Source organism: Paenibacillus sp. FSL M7-0802, from assembly GCF_038004945.1.
GTDB classification, from domain to species: domain Bacteria; phylum Bacillota; class Bacilli; order Paenibacillales; family Paenibacillaceae; genus Paenibacillus; species Paenibacillus polymyxa_B.
In genome coordinates this window covers 4,314,140-4,334,089 of record NZ_JBBOSD010000001.1, presented here as the reverse complement: position 1 = coordinate 4,334,089, position 19,950 = coordinate 4,314,140, and the positions used below count along the sequence as shown (strand labels likewise).

Sequence of the window (19,950 nt, the reverse complement as noted above, 5' to 3'; positions counted from 1 at the left end):
CTTGAGTACGGGATTGGAAGCTTTTTATTGCATTTTTACGTGTTATTTCGAAAATGTATAAAGCTTAACTGACTCTGTACCCGATAGCCGCAGCTACAACTCCTATCACGACAGAGGACAGTACATACGTAGCCATGCGTCGGTATTCTTTACGCTCCATCAGTTGAAGAGATTCATAGCCAAATGTGGAAAAGGTGGTGTAGCCGCCACAAAAACCTGTTCCTAGCAGCATCCAGAGTGCAGGAGACAAATGGTTTTGCGTAAACTCGCCATAGAGCCAGCCTAGCAGCAATGAACCGCTGACGTTAATGATCCACGTCCCCCACGGAAATGCGGTACCAAACCTCTTTCCGGCCCACATGCCAAGCCCGTATCTCGCCAGTGTACCCACGATACCGCCTGCCGCTGCCCACCAGATCATAAGCGTTCCTCCTTGGGAGCAGCCTGCGTCATTTTTGAACCTAGGCGGATACCTATCCATGTCAAAAACAGCCCTCCGCCTACGCTAAGCAGCAGGTACAACACAGCCGTCATCATACGATCGTGAACCGTGAGGCGGACAGCATCCACTGCAAAGGTGGAAAAGGTGGTAAAGCCCCCTGTAAAGCCTGTTCCGATGGCAAGTCGCAATCGCGGCTTGATCCGCCATGATCGCAAGGTTACCGTAAAGAACCAACCAAGAAACAGGCAGCCGATCCAATTGATTAGCAGCACACCAAGTGGAAAATCCGCACCCGCCGCAGGCAACAGCGATTGCAGGCCATAACGGGTAGAGGTTCCAAGCGCTCCGCCCGCGGCAACGAATAGCACGTCTTTCATCTTCTTATCCCCTTCTTCGCTCTTGCACGATCATGGTGTAACGTGACGATTTCGTACACACTCTGTATATTAAGTCGTACATATATATTAAGACTGGGAATCCCGCCACCGCTGGTTTTGCCTGATTTTGGATTCATTCCCCTGCTCAGTAGCCTGGTAGAAGGTTTGGTCTGCTATCGAATCGGGCAAATATTGCTGCTTCACATAATGATTCGGATAATTATGTGGATATTGATAGCCAACATGACCGAGCTTTTCCGAGCCTTTGTAGTGTGCGTCACGCAAATGGAGTGGCACCTCGGCCGATTTGATATCGTCCATAGCCGACATGGCCCGTGAAATCGCCGTATATACGGCATTCGATTTGGGGCTTTCCACGGCGAACAAAATGGCCTGTGCAATGTTCAGTTTGGCCTCGGGCCAGCCGTTATTGCGATAGGCTTCAAGCGCACTCACCGCTTGCACCATTGCCTGCGGGTTCGCCAGGCCAATGTCTTCACTGCTCGCCGCGATGAGGCGGCGGATAAAGGTCATCGGGTCCATGCCGAGCTTTTCTACGGCATACAGGAACCAGAACAGCGCGGCGTCGCTAGAGCCGCGAATGCTTTTGTGAAAGGCCGACAGCACGTCATACTGCGTGGATTCATCTGCTTTGACAATCGGGCGGCGAATGGATTCCTCTGCGACTTCCAGTGTCACGTGAATCGTGCCGTCTGCCAGCGGAGGCGTCGTGAGCGCCGCCAGTTCTAGCGCGTTCAAAGCGCGGCGGATATCACCGTTCGCCATGGACGCGATGTGAGCCAGTGCAGCTTCATCTACCTGAAGCTGCATGTAGCCGAGCCCTTTGTCCGCATCACTCAAGGCGCGGCGCATAGCAGCCAGCGAATGCTCCTGCGTTAGCGCTTCAAGCTGGAACAGCGTAGAACGGCTCATTAAAGCGCCGTTGACGTAGTGAAAGGGATTTTCAGTCGTGGCGCCAATAAACACGATCGTGCCCTTTTCCACCGCAGGCAGCAGTGCATCCTGACGTGAACTGTTAAACCGATGTACCTCGTCGAGAAACAAAATAGTTTTTTTGCCATACATCGATTTATTCGTCTGTGCACGGTCAATGACTTCTCTTACGTCTTTCACAGATGCTTCTACAGCATTCAGACGTACAAAATCGCCTTGCGTGTGTTGCGAGATGATATGTGCCAGCGTTGTTTTGCCGCACCCCGGTGGTCCGTACAACAAAATAGAAGAGACCTGATCTGCCTCTATAGCTCTTCGCAGCAGCTTACCCGGACCCACAACATGCTCCTGTCCAATATATTCATCCAGCGAAGTCGGACGCAAGCGATCCGCAAGCAACCGATTGCTTGGCGTTGACTCTTGGGAATATGAAAATAAGTCCATTTCATTCACTTCCTTATGGTTTATGAACGAACACTTTCTCTTTTTCTTCGAAAACCTACTATATTATGTTCGCTCATACGGTTAAAAATCATGAAAATTCAAGTCATCTATAATCCTGATACAGTGTAAACCGCCTCTTATTCTACCATATCCGTTAACAAGTTGCAGATAGCATGGTCACGGCACAGCTGTAGATCTCCAAGTCAGTCGCCCACAAAAAAAGAAAGAACAGCCTTAGACGAAAGATGAATTTCGTGGCTGTTCTTCGACTGACATGACTTCCTAATTTCCATCACTAAGATAAACATTAAACAAAAAGGAATACAACAACTCAGGCGATGCTTTACAACGCTTTTCTGTTTACTCCGTCTGTGCCTGTACGTAACTAGGAAGTGAGCCATCATGCAATAGCCACAGCTCATGCAGCGCACGGGTACATCCTACATACAGCAGCTTGGCATCCCATGCCCGTTCTCCATAATGCTCATGGTCGGCATCCGCCACAATAACTGCATCGAACTCCAGACCTTTGGATAGGTACACAGGCAGTACCGACAATCCGCCTTCATATTGCTTTTTACCACCGTCAATCAAATTCACATCCAACCCCGCACTTGTGAAAACCTCATGTAGCTCCACAGCCTCTTTTAAGGTACGGGTCAGCACAGAAACAGTACGATACTCCTTGGAGGACAGCTCTTTTAGAGCGGTGAGCAAACTCTGCTCACGCACCGATGAGTCGTAAGACATCGTACGCACCGGATCGCCACTACGAAATACCGGAACTGCCGTAATACCGCCGCGAACTCCCTGCTCCAAAATCGTGTTTGCAAATTCTATAATTTCCAAGGTTGATCTATAGCTCCGCGTAAGTGCAAAATACCCTGTATGTTCCGGCGCAAAAAGAGAACTCATTTCCTCCCACGCATGTACGCCACGGTATTCATGAATACCCTGCGATAAATCGCCCAGTATAGTGAAGGAATGCCCTTTCACGAACAAATCCAGCAATGCGATATGAAAAGGTGAAAAATCCTGCGCTTCATCAATGACCACATGGTCAAAACGTTGAGATGACTCTACCTCATGAATCAGCACGTGAAGATACACTAACGCAGTCAGATCTTCTTCACGGATAATCTGTTTTCGCAGGTCCGACTGTGTGGTCTTAAAAATAGCAGTCGGCAGAGAAGCCTTCATCTCCGCAGCCGTATCTGCGGGTAACCCTTTAGCTGCCTGAAAAAGCTGCTTATAGAGCGTCAGTGCGTCATATTGTGGCCATTTTTTAGCATATGCCTTTTCCCGTGTCCCTGCCTTTTTCTTGCGTTCCTTGAGCGCTGCCGCCGAAGGCGACTTTTTCAGTTCCATTTCAATCCAGCGGTGCACTCTTGCCAGCACACGCTCCTTCCGCTTCGCGAGCGGATAAGGCTTATATTCCTCATTAAACCAATTCAAAATCTCAGCTTGTGGCAGCACCGCTCCATCCCATGGTGAAAAATCCCCCTCGGGCACGGAGATGGGCTCCAGTCGTTCAACAAAAGCTTGAAGCAACTCCATAAAGTGAACCGAGCCCTTGAATCTTCCCGGCGCCTCATCCATGGATTCCTTTCTCAGACTGCCACTCTCAAACCAATAAGATAATGTTTCGGCAGGATCAGCCAAAGGTAAATCCAAACCCAATAAGTCCAGTGCCCAGTCTGCAAATGTACTTTGCTGAATATTCCCGACCCCCAGCTCTGGAAGTACATCTGAAATATAGTCAAGGAACATATGGTTTGGTGCGAAAATTACCATTTTGTCCGCTGATACCTGATCCTTGTATTGATACAGCAAAAATGCGAGACGATGCAGCGCTACCGTCGTCTTGCCACTACCCGCTACCCCCTGAATAACGAGGGCTGTATTTTTGGCCGCGCGGATGATCTGATCCTGCTCCGCCTGAATGGTAGACACGATATCCCGTAAACGGTTATCCTTGTTTTCTCCCAAACGATAAACGAGAAACTCATCAGAAACGGCAGGCTCGTCGCTTTCACGATTATATGTATCGGCTACCCGTTCCAGGATTTTTTTGCGAATGACAACATTACGCTTCAGATAGACCAAGCCCTCAATGGTTCCCTCAGGAGCTTCGTAAGACGCGGTTTCTTCACCACCTGTAAACGAATAAAACAAGCTGGCAATCGGTGCACGCCAATCAATCACCAGCGGATACGCTGACGTTTCTTCACGCTCCACTCCAATTTTACCGATATAAAGCGGCTTCCGCTGCCCTCTGCCACGCTCGTCAAAATCCATACGACCAAAATAAGGCTCCTGTGAGCTTTTGGCCAAAGCCTGACGTTTTTCCTCCCGTGCCGATTCCAGCACTTGCTCCGTAAAATCATGCCCGGTGTACACCGGCGTATTGCGAAGCCGTTCCAATCTCCGATCAATTTCCTCCATAGCAAGCGACAGCCTATGCTGTTCTTCTTGATAGGCACTTTGAAACTCATTCTCCATTTCAGTTACCTCCTAAGAATATCAAGTCTCGATTTCTGCATCGCATTCACTTGCTCCGACACAAAAAAAGGAAAGTAAGCGTAACACATTTAACCATAAAAATCCAACCTTATTTCCTAATACGCCTTTTTCCCTATTCTTTTACAAAAGTATGAAGCTTTGCGGCACCAGTGGAGCGTGTGACTTGAATCCGAAGAAGCGGAGCGATCGGAGGATCAAATCACACGCGAAGCGGCCTCTAATACTCCATACTTCTTTCCCCCATCTCCACAAACTGCTTTTGAGCCAGCTCACGGTACACCTGATGGGACTCTAATAACTCAGTATGAGTTCCTGCACCGGTCACCTTGCCCTTGTCCAACACGATAATCTGATCGGAGTGAACCACTGTAGACAAACGATGAGCAATGACAATCGTCGTGCGTCCTTCCATCAAGTTCGCTAGGGCCTTCTGTACCTCATGCTCAGATGAGCTGTCCAGACTAGATGTAGCCTCATCCAGCATGAGAATGTCAGGGCTACGAAGAAGCGCACGCGCAATAGCGATCCGTTGACGCTGCCCTCCAGACAGCTTCATTCCCCGTTCTCCCACCTCAGTGTTGTAGCCTTGAGGTAGATCCATAATAAATGTATCCGCATACGCCATCGTGGCTGCTCGTCTCACTTCTTCCAAGTCAGCTTCGCGCCCCAAGCCATATGTAATGTTATCTCTGACCGTTCCGGTCATCATTGAGCTTTCCTGCGATACATAACCAATTTTGGAGCGCCAGGAGGAAAGTGTATATGACGATATCGGTTCGTCTCCATAACGAATTTCCCCTGTATCCGGCACATAAAAGCGTTCCAACAATGAAAACAAGGTGGACTTCCCACTTCCACTCGGTCCCACGAATGCTGTCGTCCGGTTAGCCGGGATGACCAAGTTCGCATTATGAAGGACCTCTTCACCTTCAGTATAGGAAAAGGCAACATCACGAAGTATAATATCTCTGCTCTCTTTTGCCGCTTCCTGCTTCAACTCGAGCGGTTCCTCTTCATGATCTAAAATAGTCTGAATCCGTTCAGTAGCCCCAACCACCTTTTGTAGACGTGAATACAGGGTCGTGAATTGTGCCATCGGTGTGATCACCTGAAACAGCAGCAAAATAAAAGCCACCAAATCCCCAGCGGTCAGCACACCCGATGCGACACGAACACCACCAACACCCAATATAATGACCAGCACTGCAGTCAACAAGAAGGTAGAAATGGGACCTACAAGGGCTAGGATGCGTGACTCTTGCAAACCGAAGCGGAACATCCGGTAAATACGATCCTCACCGGCCTGAGCCTCTCTGCTTTCGGTTCCATAGGCCTTCACCAGTCTGATTTCGCCGATAACCTGACTCAACACTGAGGTCAGATCTGCCATCTCATCCTGCTGTTTTTTGGAGATACGGTACATTTTTCTGCCTACAGGAAATAAAATTAGGGCTGTTAGCGGAACAATAGCCATAATAATGAGCGTCATCACCCAATCCAGATAAAATAACAATGCAATACCACCAATAATTGCAATCACATTAGAAATCAGATTGACTAGATACTCCGTAATTAAGTTCATAATCAGGCTTGTATCATTGGTGACACGACTCATCGTATCTCCTGACCGATTTCGATCAAAGTAAGGGATAGGTAGAGATAAGATTTTATGCCATAAGCGTTTGCGCAAATTAGCCACAATCTTATGCCCAGCATAGTTCAACATATAGATAGAAACCGCCGAAGCCACCGCTTGAAGCACAAAAGCGCCAAGCAGACCAACAATGACCATACGGTTTAATGAAGAAAAGGTCAAGCCATCAATCAACCCTTTGGTCATCATGGGTACGATTAAACCAGCAGTGGTCTGAATCAGCGTCAGAATCAGGGCGATGATCAGAATGGCCTTGGGCGGATGCGCACTCGCAATCAATTTGATAAACCGCCCCATGCCAGCCTTATCGGGTCTTTTACCCGGCTTTTCCTTCATCCGGTCCTCCTGCTCATCTCGGTGTATATGATGTTCTTTTTCCATATACCATCAACCTCGCTTCCTGTCTGACCATTCTTGTTCAAACAACAACACCCGCGCTCTGCGCGGGTATGAACAGTACAATCTATCTTCGAGTTTACTACACCAGAGAATGAAGCACAAAGTTAGCCACAAACAGTACAGAAATGATATATAATGCGACAGGCACTTCCTTGCCCCGTCCTGCTGCCAGCTTGGCTACGGGGTATGCAATAAAACCAAATGCCATCCCGTCTACAATACTGTAAGTAAAGGGCATCATTACCATGATCAGAAATGCAGGAAACGCTTCAGTAAAATCACTGAAATCCATCTCTCGCACATTTTGCACCATTAGACCCCCAATGATGATCAACACGGGCGCAATGGCACTGTCAGGAATATAAGCCAACAGTGGAATAAAGAAAAACGTCGCCCCGAATAAAATAGCAGTTACCAGCGGTGTCATTCCCGAGCGTCCCCCCGCTGCAATACCAGCCGTTGATTCCGCAGCGGCTACCGCCGGACTGCTGCCCAAAATACCGGCAAAGATATTGGTTACAGCCAACACACGCAAGCTGTTTTTAAATAAATCCGGTCTTCCGATCATGTTGGTTTGTGCAGTAATCATACCAATATTCTCGAATAGTACAATGAGTAGGAGCAAAAAGACAGCGATCCAAAAAGCTACCGAGACAATGCCTGAAAAGGAAAGCTCTCCAAACAATTGCCCATACTGTCGCACCGTTTCTGAGGTTCGTACCGTGCTTGTAGGCTCTACAGCTCCCAGTATATAAGCAAGCCCAGTTCCCGCCAAAATGCTAATTAGTAAACCTCCCTGAACGTTACGCACAAACAATACAATAGCGAGCAGCAACGTTACACAAGCCGTAATTACCTTGGGATCATTAAAATGGCCAATAGCCACAAAAGTCGTCTGATGAGCAATCACGATGCCGCTTTTTTGCAATCCGATAAAGGTTAAAAACAAACCAATGCCTACCGTAATTCCGTGCTGCAAATTATGGGGAATCGCTTGGCTAATCAGCTTGTACAATGATGTAAAGGCCACAATGGCGAATAAGATCCCTGTGATGGCAACCACCATTAACGCTTCCTGCCAACTCAGCTTCATAGAATGTACGAGCGTATAAGTGAAAAAGGCATTAATCCCCATCCCTGGTACAACGACCATTGGAGATTTCCCACCAAAAGCCATAAGCAGGCAGCCAATCATTGATGTCAGCAGTGTCCCGAGCATCGCCCCTTGGAGAGGAATCCCGGCATCTGCCAAAATAGTTGCATTAACCATAACAATGTATACAACGGAAAAATAAGAAATGGCCCCAGCGGCTAATTCCTTTTTCCAATGATGCTCGGGCTTGAAACCGAGACTTCTGGACCACAGTCCATCCTTCATACCAAAACCCTCCAGCAAGTTGTTCAATCTGTTTGCAGTAAGCTGCGCTTTTTCAAAACAAAAAAGAGCTGTAGCAACTGTGACACAAAGGATGTGATGCACAGAACTACAGGTCTTAAAGTGAATACATACTGATGTAAATCTACGAATGAACTGCCATGCTATTTTTGCAACTTACACACCAGCATGTTCTAACAAATCCTTCACGGCTACACTAACCATGATCAGTCCTGCTACCGGAGGTACAAATGCATTGCTTGCAGGCGGCTGCTTCGCCTTCCGGATTTCAGGTGCGTTTGCAGGTACAATTTTTTTTGTAATTTCTTCACGTGGCTTCATTGGTTCTTCATCGGAGAATACAACCTTGACGCCTTTGGTAATACCTTCCTTGCGCAACTTGGTGCGGATGACACGGGCAATCGGGTCCATTCTCGTCTGGGAAATATCTGCAACTTGAAAACGACTCGGATCCATTTTGTTCGCAGCCCCCATACTGGAGATCATCGGAATCCCCCGTTTCAGGCATTCCTTAATCAAATGAATTTTGTAAATAATCGTATCCGAAGCATCCAGCACATAATCCAGTTCGTACTTGAACAGCTCCTCATATGTTTCTTCCGTATAAAACATGTTCAGTGCAATCGCTTCACATTCAGGATTAATCAGCTTCACACGCTCTACCATCAGATCAGCCTTTTTTTGGCCTACCGTCGTTGTCAACGCATGTATCTGGCGATTAATATTGGTGATATCTACAACATCTTTATCAATCAAAATGATACGTCCAACACCCGTGCGCGCCAGCGCTTCCACTGCAATCGAACCGACACCGCCGATACCCAGCACGGCCACCGTGCTATTTTTCATAACCTCTAGACCTTCAGTTCCGATGGCCAATTCCGTTCGTGAAAATTGATGCAACAATATGGTATATCCTCCCTCACTGATTTAAACTCTATGCCTGAACTCCAGCATACAAACCACGAACCCATTATCCATATGAGGGTAACGGGTTCATGGCATTCTATAAGCTATCTCATGCCAATGGATGGCACTTGCAAACGTCTTAAGCTTTAGGAGCAACAGGCTTCGGAGCAATACGGATATGAAGCTGTTCCAATTGAGCTTGATCTACTTCGGCTGGTGCATCCATAAGCAGGTCTGTCGCACTAGCTGTTTTCGGGAATGCAATCGTTTCACGCAGGTTTGTACGACCTGCAAGCAACATCACGAGGCGGTCAAAACCGAAGGCAATACCACCATGTGGAGGCGTACCATATTCGAACGCATCCAACAGATAGCCGAATTTATCAGTAACTTCTTCCGGCGCCAGGTTGAGAGCTTTGAACATTTTCTCCTGAACATCACGTTTGTAAATCCGCATCGAGCCGCCGCCCACTTCGTAGCCGTTCAGTACGATGTCATAGGCTTGAGCACGAACTTGACCTGGATCGGTATCCAAGAGGCCAAGGTCTTCGTCCTTCGGACGGGTGAACGGATGGTGTTCCGCCACATAACGTTTTTGTTCTTCGTCATAGCCGAGAAGCGGGAAGTCTACAACCCAGGCAAATTTGAATTTGTTATCGTCGATCAGTCCCAAATGACGGCCAATTTTCAGACGAAGTGCGCCCAATACATCAGCAACTACCTTTTTATTATCCGCAGAGAAGAGTAACAGATCGCCTTCTTCGGCTCCTGTGCGCTCCTTCAATGCTTCGATTTCTTCCGGTGTGAAGAATTTAACGATAGGCCCCTTGAATTCGCCTTCCTTCACTTGAATCCAAGCCAAGCCTTTAGCTCCATAGCGTGCAGCGTAAGGACCCAGGTCATCAATCTCCTTACGACTCCAAGTGCCACATCCTTTGGCATTGAGGACTTTTACTTCGCCACCCTTTTCAATTACGGAAGCGAATACTTTTACACCACTAGTTGCCACGATATCATTGACTTTAATCAACTCAAGGCCAAAACGCAGGTCCGGCTTGTCCGAGCCGTATTTGTCCATCGCATCAGCATGTGTAATCCGTTGGAACGGTGTTTCCAGTTCTACCCCAACGGTTTCTTTGAACAATTTCACCATAAGACGCTCCATCATTGGCAGCAAGTCATCCTGTTGCATGAAGGAGGTCTCGATGTCGACCTGCGTAAATTCAGGCTGACGGTCAGCACGCAAATCTTCATCACGGAAACAACGTGCAATTTGGTAGTAGCGCTCCAGGCCACCCACCATCAGCAATTGCTTGTACAGTTGTGGCGATTGCGGCAAGGCGAAAAACTCACCTTCATGCACCCGGCTAGGTACCAGATAATCACGTGCGCCCTCTGGGGAGCTTTTCGTCAAAATTGGTGTTTCCACCTCGACGAACTCTTCTCCGTCCAGGAAGTCACGGAATATTTTTGCTGCTTTGGAGCGCAGTTTCAACGTCTGGTACATTTCCGGACGACGCAGGTCCAAATAACGGTATTTCAAACGCAGAGACTCGTCCACTTCTACACCATTTTCAATGAAGAACGGAGGTGTTTTGGACGCATTCAATACTTCAATTTCAGTGACACGCACTTCAATTTCACCTGTAGGCAGGTTCGGGTTAATCGTTTCTGCATCACGCTTAACAATAGTACCGGTAACCTCAAGCACGTATTCACTACGAACACGATCCGCAATTTGCAGCGCGTCACCGGAATATGCCGGATTAAACACAATTTGTACAATTCCGCTACGGTCGCGCAGGTCAATAAAAAGTACGCCCCCCAAATCACGACGGGTTTGTACCCAACCGTTCAATGTAACTGTTTCTCCGATATGCGCATGAGTCAATGCGCCGCATTCATGACTCCTTTTCATAATACACACTCCTGTTTATGTTTAGTAGTTAATGCTATATGACAACCAGAGGAAGCTCCACCGATTGATGTTACACCATTTTCTTTAGCCTAATTCTTCCACCAGCTGATCCAGCTTAACGGTACGCTGCTCGCCAGTTTCCATGTTTTTCAGTGCGATTTCACCTTGAACCAGCTCATCCTCACCCAGAATCGCAGTATACCTTGCTTTAAAGCGATCGGCTGATTTCATCTGCGCCTTCATTTTACGTCCCAGATAATCTCGCTCCGCGGAAAATCCGGCTTGACGCAACTTGAATAGTTGTTTGGTTACTTCCGTTTCTGCTGCTTCTCCCAACGCTACCATATAGATATCTAATGGCTTGGCTTCGTTCAGTTTGACACCTTGATGTTCCAGGATCAGCTGAATTCGCTCCAGTCCAATGCCAAAACCAATGCCCGGCTGATCCGGTCCGCCCAAATCTCCAACCAATCCGTTGTAGCGGCCGCCTCCACCGATCGTATCTATGGCACCAATTCCTTCAGCTTTGAATTCGAACGCTGTCAACGTATAATAATCCAGCCCCCGTACCAAACGCGGGTTAACTGTATATTCCACGCCCATGGCATCCAAATTTTGCTTCACTTTCTCAAAGTGTGTGCGAGATTCCTCGTCCAAGCTATCCAAAATCGAAGGTGCACCTCCAAATTTGTCCTGGTCATCTTTGCTATCCAGCACTCGCAGCGGATTACGCTCAATGCGTGCTTGGCTCTCCTTGGTCAACGTATCCTTAATTGGCATCAAGAAGTCCACCAGATGCTGACGATAAGCTGCCCGGCTGGCTGCATTACCGACGGAGTTAATCTCCACCTGTACTCCTTTCAAGCCCAGCTCACGGCAGAATTGATACCCGAAAGCAATAACTTCTGCATCCAGCGCCGGATCGACCGCACCAAATGCTTCAATTCCAAATTGGTGAAACTGGCGCTGACGCCCAGCCTGTGGACGCTCATACCGGAACATCGGGCCGATATAATACAGCTTAGTTACATCCGGCTCCCCGTATAGTTTGTTCTCCACATAGGAGCGGACAACCCCTGCTGTTCCTTCCGGACGCAAAGTCATGCTGCGCTTCCCTTTATCCTCAAAAGTATACATTTCTTTTTCCACCACATCCGTCGTTTCACCCACACCTCGAACGAACAAATTCGTTTGTTCGAACATTGGCGTACGAATCTCTCGGTAATTAAAGCGGCGGCTAATCTCACGGGCTTTTTCCTCGACAACTTGCCACTTTTCTACACTGCCCGGCAGCAAATCCTGTGTTCCTGTCGGTTTTTGAAAGGCCATTAACGTATCCCCCCATCGTTGTATTTCGTATTGTGCACTTTCTTCTTGCTCCACTTTCAATATAAAACAAAAAATCCCTCGTCCTGTTAACATTAACAGGGACGAGGGATTGTCGTTTACAATCACCCGTGGTACCACCCACATTCCGGAGTTTGCCCAGACAACCAGCATAAGAATCACTCATTGCCCGTCAGCATTATGCTGACTCCGCTCATACGTATAACGCCCGTAACGCGCAGTACGGCTATTATGCAGGACCATCCACTGTAGGCACAGTTGCAATGCACTTTCAGTAGGGTTTCCTCAATTGTTCGCCGCCTGTTCTCGGGGAGGTCATTCATCCGCTCATCAAGGGAATTTTTACAGCCTGGAAATTCCTCTCTGCGCTTGTGGGTTCGGAGTACTTGGTCCCGTCATCAAATCATTTTTCATTATTTTATGATTTTAATGAACCGCTTCGACAAAGTCAAGACATTCTCCCTATAATCAGACAAATAAGGCTTATAAAAAGAAAATAACCTGCGGAAACGGTCCGCAGGTTCAAAAAGATATATCAAAAGGGGGTCATGCTGTTATTATAAACAACGAATATTAAGGAATGATGTTTCGAATATTACAATTGTATTACAGTCACTCTTTTGCGGCTAAATCCCTCAAGTATCGACAATCTTGTGGCGCGCTCTCAGCTTTAATCCAACTGCGATACATATCCACGATTGGAACGTAGCTTATAAATGACCTCATCATAATCGGCGTCATTCACCTTTGCTGATAATACATACCGCAATTCATCTTGATCACCGTTAATATACACATCTGTCGCACGGAGCAACCCCCCATCATGATTCGTTGTTCCGTTCCGATCTTCATCCAGATCCCTTTGGGCTGAGCCAGAGTTAATCTGGTCATCCTTCGCATCTGGTAGAATATTCTCGCCATAAGCACCCGCCGCAGGGATTGCCGCACCCGCAGAGCCTCCTGTGCTCACAGAGCCTGTATTGTTATAGGGGACCAGCGGAATTAAAACTCTCGTCTCCCGGCCGAGCGTATCACCCAAAGCACCTACTTCCAAATGTTCGGTTCTATAAGCTTGAAGCGAAGCTCTGGCACCCTCAGCTTCATCTTCTGTGCGAAAATAAGCCTGAATCTGTTTTGCCATATCAAATCCTCCTCGTTTGGGAATTGTACTGGCATTAATCTAAAGAAATATTCGCGTTCAGCTTACAATACTTTTAATAACTCACGCACAAAGGCAGGCTCATCCTTAGGGGTCCGAGACGTAATAAAGTTACCATCCACAACCGCCTCTCGATCCTCAAAATGAGCACCCGCATTAATCAAGTCATCTTTCAATGGAGGATAAGCTGTAATCGTCCGGCCTTGTAACAAATCAGCACTCGCCAAAATTTGTGGTCCGTGACAGATAGCGCCTATCGTTTTTTTGGACTCATTAATTTCAGTCACAAATTTCAGAACATTTGCATCTAGTCGTAGATTTTCCGGGGAGGATCCGCCGGGAATAACAACTGCATCATAGTCACTTGATTTCACATCTGCAATGGCTTTTTCAATAGTGTAGCTTGCTTTACCTTGCTTACCGCTCACTTTTTCACCTTGCTTCAGCCCAACAATATCTGCCTCATGTCCAGCCTTTTTTAATTCATCATAAGGTACCTTCATTTCGGAATCTTCAAATTGGTCAGCCAATAAAAATGCAATTTTACTCATTAATGTTCAGATCTCCTTTCCGGTTATCCTCAAAACAAGTTTAAAATTAAGTTTGTTTGTCTATCACGCTTTGTTATTACCCGCTTGATTAGTTTTTATAACAATTCGCAGCGGTGGAAAAGAAAAAGGAGCCTTTCGGCTCCTGCACTAATTCAATGCTACATATTTTGTTTTTGACCTCTTTGTGCTGCTTTCGGGTAGAACCTCATTAACGCTCCATTTAACCCGATGTTACCTGCGCGGCAAAGCACCGCGTCCCGGCTTGTCGATGGCTGTTGCAACATGCTGCAATAACGTATCAGCATTACGAGTAAGGCTGATTGCCTCCTGCATACTACCGGGAAAAAGCAGCACAGTGCTTCGATGCCCGTCCATTTTTGGGGTTTGACGCATAGCTTCGTCTCTCCTGTCACCCTTAGGCTATCCGCCTGGCTAATCACCAATCAGGATGACATTATGGTCCCTCTGAACAGCTATTTTATTCTACTCAGATCACGCCATGAATGCATAGTTACGAACGTTCGGTATCCAAAATCAGTGTCACTGGGCCCCAGTTCGTCAATGAAACATCCATCATAGCCCCAAAAATTCCCGTTTCTACCTCCAGGCCCTTGGCTCGAAGCTGACTGTTGAAGAAATCATACAGCTTCTCCGCTTCCTCTGGTTTGGCCGCCCCCATAAAGTTAGGCCTTCTTCCTTTACGGCAGTCACCATACAACGTAAATTGAGAGACAGACAAAATGGCTCCACCGACATCCAGAACGCTGTCATTCATTTTACCTTCAGCATCCTCAAATATACGTAATCCCGCTGTTTTATCCGCCAAATAAACGGCATCGGCTGCTGTATCTCCCTGACCAATACCAACCAGCAGCATTAATCCGGTTCCAATCTTGCCGACCACCTTTTGATTCACCGTCACCTGAGCGTCTTTACAGCGCTGAATAATGATCTTCATCGCCTATCCGATATCTCCTTTAACCTTCCCTTTTAAAAGGTGCTCACAGCCGTATTACGGCTCTTTTCGCAGCCTATGGGTCTTTCTACCCAAGATGTGTTACAAAGGCTATAAACCTATCTGTACGCTTAATAAGGTTATTGCATAATCCGATGCACAGTGTATACATCCTTCACCCGTTTAATCCGTTCGACAACAGAATGCAAATGATCCGTGTTGCGAATGAGAATCGTGATGTGAATCATCGCCATTTTATTTTTATCTGTACGACCTGTAACGGCCGAGAAGCTGGTTTTGTTCTCAGAAATGGCCTGAAGCACTTCATTCAGCAAACCGTTGCGATCATGCCCCGTAATCTCAATATCGACGCTGTAATTGACTTCCGCTGCTTCTTCCCACTCCACTTCAATCACGCGCGCCTGATCTTCGCCCGTACCCGAAGGAATATTCGGGCAATCCGTCCGGTGAACGGATACGCCGCGTCCACGTGTTACATAGCCGATGATGTCATCTCCCGGTACGGGATTACAACATCGTGCAAAACGAACGAGCAAATTATCGACGCCTCTGACGCTGACACCGTTGGTCGGTGTTTTTTTCCGTTCGCCCTGCGGCTTGTACTCCTTGACCTCGGTCGTCAATTCGATCAACCGTGCCTCTTCTTGTTCCTTACGCAGCTTCTCTGTCAAACGTGTACAGACCTGCGCTGCGGTTATACCACCAAAGCCAATCGCAGACAGCATATCTTCGGAATCGTTAAAAGAGAACTTCTGTGCCACTTCCTGAAGCTTGTCGTCGCTCATCCACACCGATGGCTCGATATCCCGTTTTCTTAGCTCACGTTCCAGATTTTCGCGGCCTTTTTCAACATTCTCCTCACGCTTTTCTTTCTTGAACCATTGTTTGATTTTACTGCGCGCGTGAGAGGACTGAGCAATTTTGAGCCAGTCCTGACTAGGTCCATAAGAATGCTTGGACGTCATAATTTCGACAATATCACCGGTTTTAAGTCGATAATCCAAAGGTACGATTCTTCCATTTACCTTAGAGCCAATCGTTCGATTGCCAACTTCGGTATGAATACGGAAAGCAAAGTCCAGCGGAACGGATCCGGCCGGCAACTCAATGACCTCTCCCTTAGGAGTAAACACAAACACAAGGTCTGAGAAAAAGTCCATTTTGAGCGATTCCACAAATTCCGACGCATCCTTCGCCTCATTTTGCAGCTCCAGGATTTCTCGAAAAAAGGTGATTTTATCCTCAAAGTTAGTGTTGTTTGCTCCGTTGCCTTCTTTATAGGCCCAATGGGCCGCAATCCCGAATTCAGCGGTACGGTGCATATCCACTGTGCGAATTTGTACCTCGGTAGGCTCCCCGTTGGGACCTACTACTGTCGTATGAAGGGACTGATACATATTGGCCTTAGGCATAGCGATATAATCTTTAAACCGCCCCGGCATTGGCTTCCACAACGTATGGATAATCCCCAGTGTGGCGTAACAGTCTTTAATGTTATCCACAATAATTCGAATCGCCAGCAAATCATATATCTCATTGAATTGCTTGTTCTTCGTCGTCATTTTTTTAAACACACTGTAAATATGTTTAGGGCGTCCGGACAGATCAGCCTGAATGCCCATCTCTTCCAGCTTCTCTCTGATACGCTGTATGACATTATCAATAAACTGCTCCCGCTCGGCCCGCTTCTTATGCATCAAATTAGCGATGCGATAATACTGCTGAGGATTCAGATAGCGTAGAGCAATATCTTCCATTTCCCATTTAATGGCTGAAATACCCAGTCGATTCGCAACCGGACAGAAAATCTCCAACGTTTCATAAGCAATCCGACGCTGGCTTTCCTCTGACTGATATTTCAAAGTACGCATGTTGTGCAGACGATCTGCTAGCTTAATGACGATGACACGAATGTCCTGCGCCATAGCAATAAACATTTTTCGATAATTTTCGTTCTGTTGTTCTTCCTTGGAACGGAACTGGATACGCTCCAGCTTCGTCAGACCATCGACAAGCATCGCACATGTATCGCCAAAATGCTCGCGAATCTGCGCCAAAGACACCGTCGTATCCTCCACAACGTCATGTAAAAGAGCGGCGATAATGGAGATGGTATCCATCTGCATATTAACGACGATATCAGCAACCGCAAGCGGATGCAGAATATAAGGTTCACCGGACTTACGAGTCTGGCCGGAATGGGCCTGCTCGGCAAAATCATAGGCGTCCCTGATGCGGATAAGATCTGCTTCTCTGGTATAGGCCCCGGCCTTTTTAAGTAATTGCTCTATCCCCATTCTGCTCTATTCCGTGTCCTTTCTATGCAAAATGGAACCCGCCGATCAATGTCGCGCAAAGGTTCCCTTTTAAAAGTGATTTCCTACAATTATGACGGTTAGCACGTCGCACGTCAACTATTACAGGTTTGGCATTGTCGCATTATTCTGTCACACATGGATAAGTAAAATGAGGATTGTTGACGAAATGAAACGAATTATATTGAAAAAATTACGAAAAGTAATTAATGTATATAAGAATAATTGAAAGAACTAAGGAGTGAACTGCGTTGCAACGCGAAATTCAAGTTAATGAAAAGCTACCGGCAGGACCCGGGTTCCTGCTCAGCGTACAGCATTTGTTTGCCATGTTTGGCAGCACTGTGCTGGTACCGAATATTTTCGGCGTCGATCCCGGCATGATTTTGCTAATGAACGGTATTGGCACATTGTTGTACATATGGATCTGCCGCGGCAAAATTCCCGCCTATCTCGGCTCTAGCTTCGCTTTTATCGCTCCCGTCAGTCTTGTGCTTAAAAACAATCCCGGCGGCAACGGCTATGCTATGGCCCTCGGTGCTTTCATCGTTACAGGTATTATTTTCTGCCTCGTCGCACTGGTAATTAAATATGCCGGAACCCGTTGGCTGGACGTCGTTTTTCCTCCAGCTGTTATGGGCTCCATCGTAGCCTTAATCGGTCTGGAACTGGTTCCGGTTGCAGCAGGCATGGCAGGCATTATCAATGCCGATCCTACTAAAGCCTGGACTCCAGATCCCAAAACGATTACTCTTTCGCTCGTTACACTCGGGGTCACTGTTCTGGGTGCAGTGTTGTTTCGCGGGTTTGCCAAAATCATTCATATTCTGATCGGTATCGTAGTGGGCTATGTGCTTGCTTATTTTATGGGCATGGTCAATACACAGGCCATTGCAGACGCTCCTTTTTTCGGACATCCTGCAATTACCACTCCCGTTTTTAATACCTCTGCTATGCTGACGATTCTTCCTGTTGCTCTGGTTGTCATCGTAGAGCATATTGGTCACTTACTTGTGACTAGCAACATTGTCGGGCGCGAGTTGTCCAAAGATCCTGGTCTCCATCGCTCTCTGCTAGGTAACGGTATTTCCACCGTCATTTCCGGTTTTGTTGGTTCTACACCTAATACGACTTATGGTGAAAATATTGGTGTCATGGCATTAACTAAAGTGTACTCTGTATGGGTCATTGGCGGAGCGGCTGTCATTGCCATCTTGCTGTCCTTCTCAGGCACGTTCTCAGCGATTGTTTCTAATATTCCAGCTCCAGTTATGGGCGGCGTATCCTTACTATTATTCGGTGTCATCGCTGCCTCCGGTCTAAGAATCTTCGTTGAGCAAAAGGTGGATTTCGCCAAGCCAACCAACATGCTGCTTGCGACCATCGTGCTTGTTGTCGGAATCAGTGGTACTACGCTCACTTGGGGTGCTGTAACCCTGAAAGGTATGGCATTGGCTACAATCATCGGCATCATCCTCAGCTTGTTCTTCAAGCTGATTGACGTGCTCGGCTGGTCCAACGATAAATCGCAGGAACCTTTAACCGAGAAAACACCAGATTGATATCTGTTTTTAAACTTTAAAACGCTGCTCCATGAGTCACGTATCAATACGCTTGAGCTGTTAAGATAAGCGTGTAAGGATCCGTCTCCCATGGTGTCGGCGTTTTTTTATGCACGGCCTTTTTAAACCTTCATCCATCTTCAGAGCACCCCATCCAAGTCAGTTGCAATAACTGCTTTAACCCTCGATAAGCAACGAGCAGCATTTTTGACTTATTTCCGTATCTAGCTTCTGCTTACAAAAAATAAAACAAAAACTGATTGAAATCAGTATGACCACTATGCTCCTTATGACCACCTCTGCTCCTTTTTTTATTGTTCATAGACATTTACGAAATTTTTTCATACCTATTTTCCAACAAAGAAACAAAATAGTCCGATGGAGCAACTCTTTAGATAAAGAGATGTTCCATCGGACTATTTAGGCGATCCGCACATAATTATTTCCCGGGAAACCCGGGTTTCAAAATACTTAATACGTAATCAGGGTGAATACATCTACATCAGTCAGTTTCGCCCGACCGTTTAAGTCAGACAGCTCGATAAGAAAAGCAGCCCCTGCCACATTACCACCAAGCTGGCGTACCAAGTTCACGGATGTAGCAATAGTTCCACCTGTAGCAAGCAGGTCATCAGCAATCAGAACATTTTGGCCTGGCTCTATAGCATCCTTATGCATCGCCAGCGTATCTTTACCATACTCCAAACCGTATGCTTCCTCAATGGTTTCCCCAGGGAGCTTGCCACTTTTACGGATGGGAATAAAACCAACACCAAGCGCATAAGCCAAAGGAGCACCAACAACGAACCCACGTGCTTCTGGCCCTGCAATCAAATCAATTTTCAAATCCGATACCAGTTCCTTCATATCGTTGATAGCCTTGCGGTATAGTTCACCATTTTTCATCAGGGTCGTAATGTCCTTAAAACTAATCCCTGGTTGTGGAAAATCGGAAATCACCCGAATATATTCTTTGTAGTCCAACTTAGTTCCTCCTACTGTAAACTTCAAATTAGTATATACA

The 19,950-nt window shown here is 46.9% G+C and carries 16 protein-coding genes; 1 reads left to right on the top strand and 15 read right to left on the bottom strand.

Annotation, left to right across the window (positions count from 1 at the left end):
* Positions 1-64: 64 nt before the first annotated feature.
* From crcB (MHB54_RS19990) to MHB54_RS19925, 14 genes are all read right to left on the bottom strand, one after another.
* Positions 65-421, bottom strand: a complete 357-nt coding sequence (gene crcB / locus MHB54_RS19990; RefSeq protein ID WP_340981821.1) for a fluoride efflux transporter CrcB — start codon at positions 419-421, stop codon at positions 65-67.
* Positions 418-819, bottom strand: coding sequence for a fluoride efflux transporter CrcB (gene crcB / locus MHB54_RS19985; protein ID WP_340981819.1), 402 nt, complete (start codon positions 817-819; stop codon positions 418-420). The genes crcB (MHB54_RS19990) and crcB (MHB54_RS19985) overlap by 4 nt, the downstream gene beginning before the upstream one ends.
* Positions 820-906: 87 nt before the next feature.
* Positions 907-2,217 carry a replication-associated recombination protein A gene (locus MHB54_RS19980; protein WP_023989915.1) on the bottom strand — a complete coding sequence of 437 codons (1,311 nt, stop codon included), beginning with the start codon at positions 2,215-2,217 and terminating at the stop codon, positions 907-909.
* A gap of 360 nt (positions 2,218-2,577) precedes the next feature.
* Complete coding sequence (locus MHB54_RS19975; protein WP_023989916.1) at positions 2,578-4,719, bottom strand: HelD family protein; 2,142 nt, start codon at positions 4,717-4,719, stop codon at positions 2,578-2,580.
* A 238-nt stretch (positions 4,720-4,957) separates the two neighbouring features.
* Positions 4,958-6,775, bottom strand: a complete 1,818-nt coding sequence (locus MHB54_RS19970; protein ID WP_023989917.1) for an ABC transporter ATP-binding protein — start codon at positions 6,773-6,775, stop codon at positions 4,958-4,960.
* Positions 6,776-6,872: 97 nt separating this feature from the next.
* Complete coding sequence (locus MHB54_RS19965) at positions 6,873-8,171, bottom strand: NCS2 family permease (protein WP_023989918.1); 1,299 nt, start codon at positions 8,169-8,171, stop codon at positions 6,873-6,875.
* Positions 8,172-8,345: 174 nt separating this feature from the next.
* The gene (locus tag MHB54_RS19960) at positions 8,346-9,095 is read right to left on the bottom strand and encodes a tRNA threonylcarbamoyladenosine dehydratase (RefSeq protein WP_013311554.1); all 750 of its coding nucleotides are present in this window, start codon (positions 9,093-9,095) and stop codon (positions 8,346-8,348) included.
* 142 nt (positions 9,096-9,237) lie between these two features.
* A complete protein-coding gene (gene aspS, locus MHB54_RS19955; protein WP_023989919.1) occupies positions 9,238-11,016 on the bottom strand; it encodes an aspartate--tRNA ligase in 1,779 nt (592 codons plus the stop codon).
* An 84-nt stretch (positions 11,017-11,100) separates the two neighbouring features.
* Positions 11,101-12,345: a histidine--tRNA ligase gene (hisS, locus tag MHB54_RS19950; RefSeq protein ID WP_023989920.1), complete on the bottom strand. Its 1,245-nt coding sequence runs from the start codon at positions 12,343-12,345 to the stop codon at positions 11,101-11,103.
* Positions 12,346-13,033: 688 nt separating this feature from the next.
* Positions 13,034-13,504 carry a hypothetical protein gene (locus MHB54_RS19945; RefSeq protein ID WP_028542430.1) on the bottom strand — a complete coding sequence of 157 codons (471 nt, stop codon included), beginning with the start codon at positions 13,502-13,504 and terminating at the stop codon, positions 13,034-13,036.
* A 62-nt stretch (positions 13,505-13,566) separates the two neighbouring features.
* Entirely contained in the window at positions 13,567-14,073 is a 507-nt protein-coding gene (locus MHB54_RS19940; protein ID WP_013311559.1) for a type 1 glutamine amidotransferase domain-containing protein, read from the bottom strand.
* Between the two features lie 231 nt (positions 14,074-14,304).
* Complete coding sequence (locus MHB54_RS19935; RefSeq protein WP_023989922.1) at positions 14,305-14,466, bottom strand: hypothetical protein; 162 nt, start codon at positions 14,464-14,466, stop codon at positions 14,305-14,307.
* A 118-nt stretch (positions 14,467-14,584) separates the two neighbouring features.
* The gene (gene dtd / locus MHB54_RS19930; RefSeq protein ID WP_023989923.1) at positions 14,585-15,031 is read right to left on the bottom strand and encodes a D-aminoacyl-tRNA deacylase; all 447 of its coding nucleotides are present in this window, start codon (positions 15,029-15,031) and stop codon (positions 14,585-14,587) included.
* A gap of 137 nt (positions 15,032-15,168) precedes the next feature.
* Complete coding sequence (locus MHB54_RS19925; RefSeq protein WP_025720225.1) at positions 15,169-17,346, bottom strand: RelA/SpoT family protein; 2,178 nt, start codon at positions 17,344-17,346, stop codon at positions 15,169-15,171.
* 269 nt (positions 17,347-17,615) lie between these two features.
* On the opposite strand from MHB54_RS19925, the gene uraA reads away from it, so the two are divergent.
* Entirely contained in the window at positions 17,616-18,926 is a 1,311-nt protein-coding gene (uraA, locus tag MHB54_RS19920) for a uracil permease (protein ID WP_061829372.1), read from the top strand.
* Between the two features lie 471 nt (positions 18,927-19,397).
* Here uraA and MHB54_RS19915 read toward each other — a convergent pair whose 3' ends face one another.
* Positions 19,398-19,910 (bottom strand): adenine phosphoribosyltransferase, encoded by a 513-nt coding sequence (locus MHB54_RS19915; protein WP_028542428.1) that lies wholly within the window; start codon positions 19,908-19,910, stop codon positions 19,398-19,400.
* Between the last annotated feature and the right edge of the window lie 40 nt (positions 19,911-19,950).

What these genes read in the sequence shown, in the direction of transcription:
- MHB54_RS19970 (WP_023989917.1), bottom strand. Translation starts at nt 6,775, where the DNA reads ATGGAAAAAGAACATCATATACACCGAGATGAGCAGGAGGACCGGATG.
- crcB (WP_340981821.1), bottom strand. Translation starts at nt 421, where the DNA reads ATGATCTGGTGGGCAGCGGCAGGCGGTATCGTGGGTACACTGGCGAGA.
- hisS (WP_023989920.1), bottom strand. Translation starts at nt 12,345, where the DNA reads ATGGCCTTTCAAAAACCGACAGGAACACAGGATTTGCTGCCGGGCAGT.
- MHB54_RS19925 (WP_025720225.1), bottom strand. Translation starts at nt 17,346, where the DNA reads ATGGGGATAGAGCAATTACTTAAAAAGGCCGGGGCCTATACCAGAGAA.
- MHB54_RS19940 (WP_013311559.1), bottom strand. Translation starts at nt 14,073, where the DNA reads ATGAGTAAAATTGCATTTTTATTGGCTGACCAATTTGAAGATTCCGAA.
- MHB54_RS19945 (WP_028542430.1), bottom strand. Translation starts at nt 13,504, where the DNA reads ATGGCAAAACAGATTCAGGCTTATTTTCGCACAGAAGATGAAGCTGAG.
- aspS (WP_023989919.1), bottom strand. Translation starts at nt 11,016, where the DNA reads ATGAAAAGGAGTCATGAATGCGGCGCATTGACTCATGCGCATATCGGA.
- MHB54_RS19965 (WP_023989918.1), bottom strand. Translation starts at nt 8,171, where the DNA reads ATGAAGGATGGACTGTGGTCCAGAAGTCTCGGTTTCAAGCCCGAGCAT.
- MHB54_RS19980 (WP_023989915.1), bottom strand. Translation starts at nt 2,217, where the DNA reads ATGGACTTATTTTCATATTCCCAAGAGTCAACGCCAAGCAATCGGTTG.
- crcB (WP_340981819.1), bottom strand. Translation starts at nt 819, where the DNA reads ATGAAAGACGTGCTATTCGTTGCCGCGGGCGGAGCGCTTGGAACCTCT.
- MHB54_RS19935 (WP_023989922.1), bottom strand. Translation starts at nt 14,466, where the DNA reads ATGCGTCAAACCCCAAAAATGGACGGGCATCGAAGCACTGTGCTGCTT.
- dtd (WP_023989923.1), bottom strand. Translation starts at nt 15,031, where the DNA reads ATGAAGATCATTATTCAGCGCTGTAAAGACGCTCAGGTGACGGTGAAT.
- MHB54_RS19975 (WP_023989916.1), bottom strand. Translation starts at nt 4,719, where the DNA reads ATGGAGAATGAGTTTCAAAGTGCCTATCAAGAAGAACAGCATAGGCTG.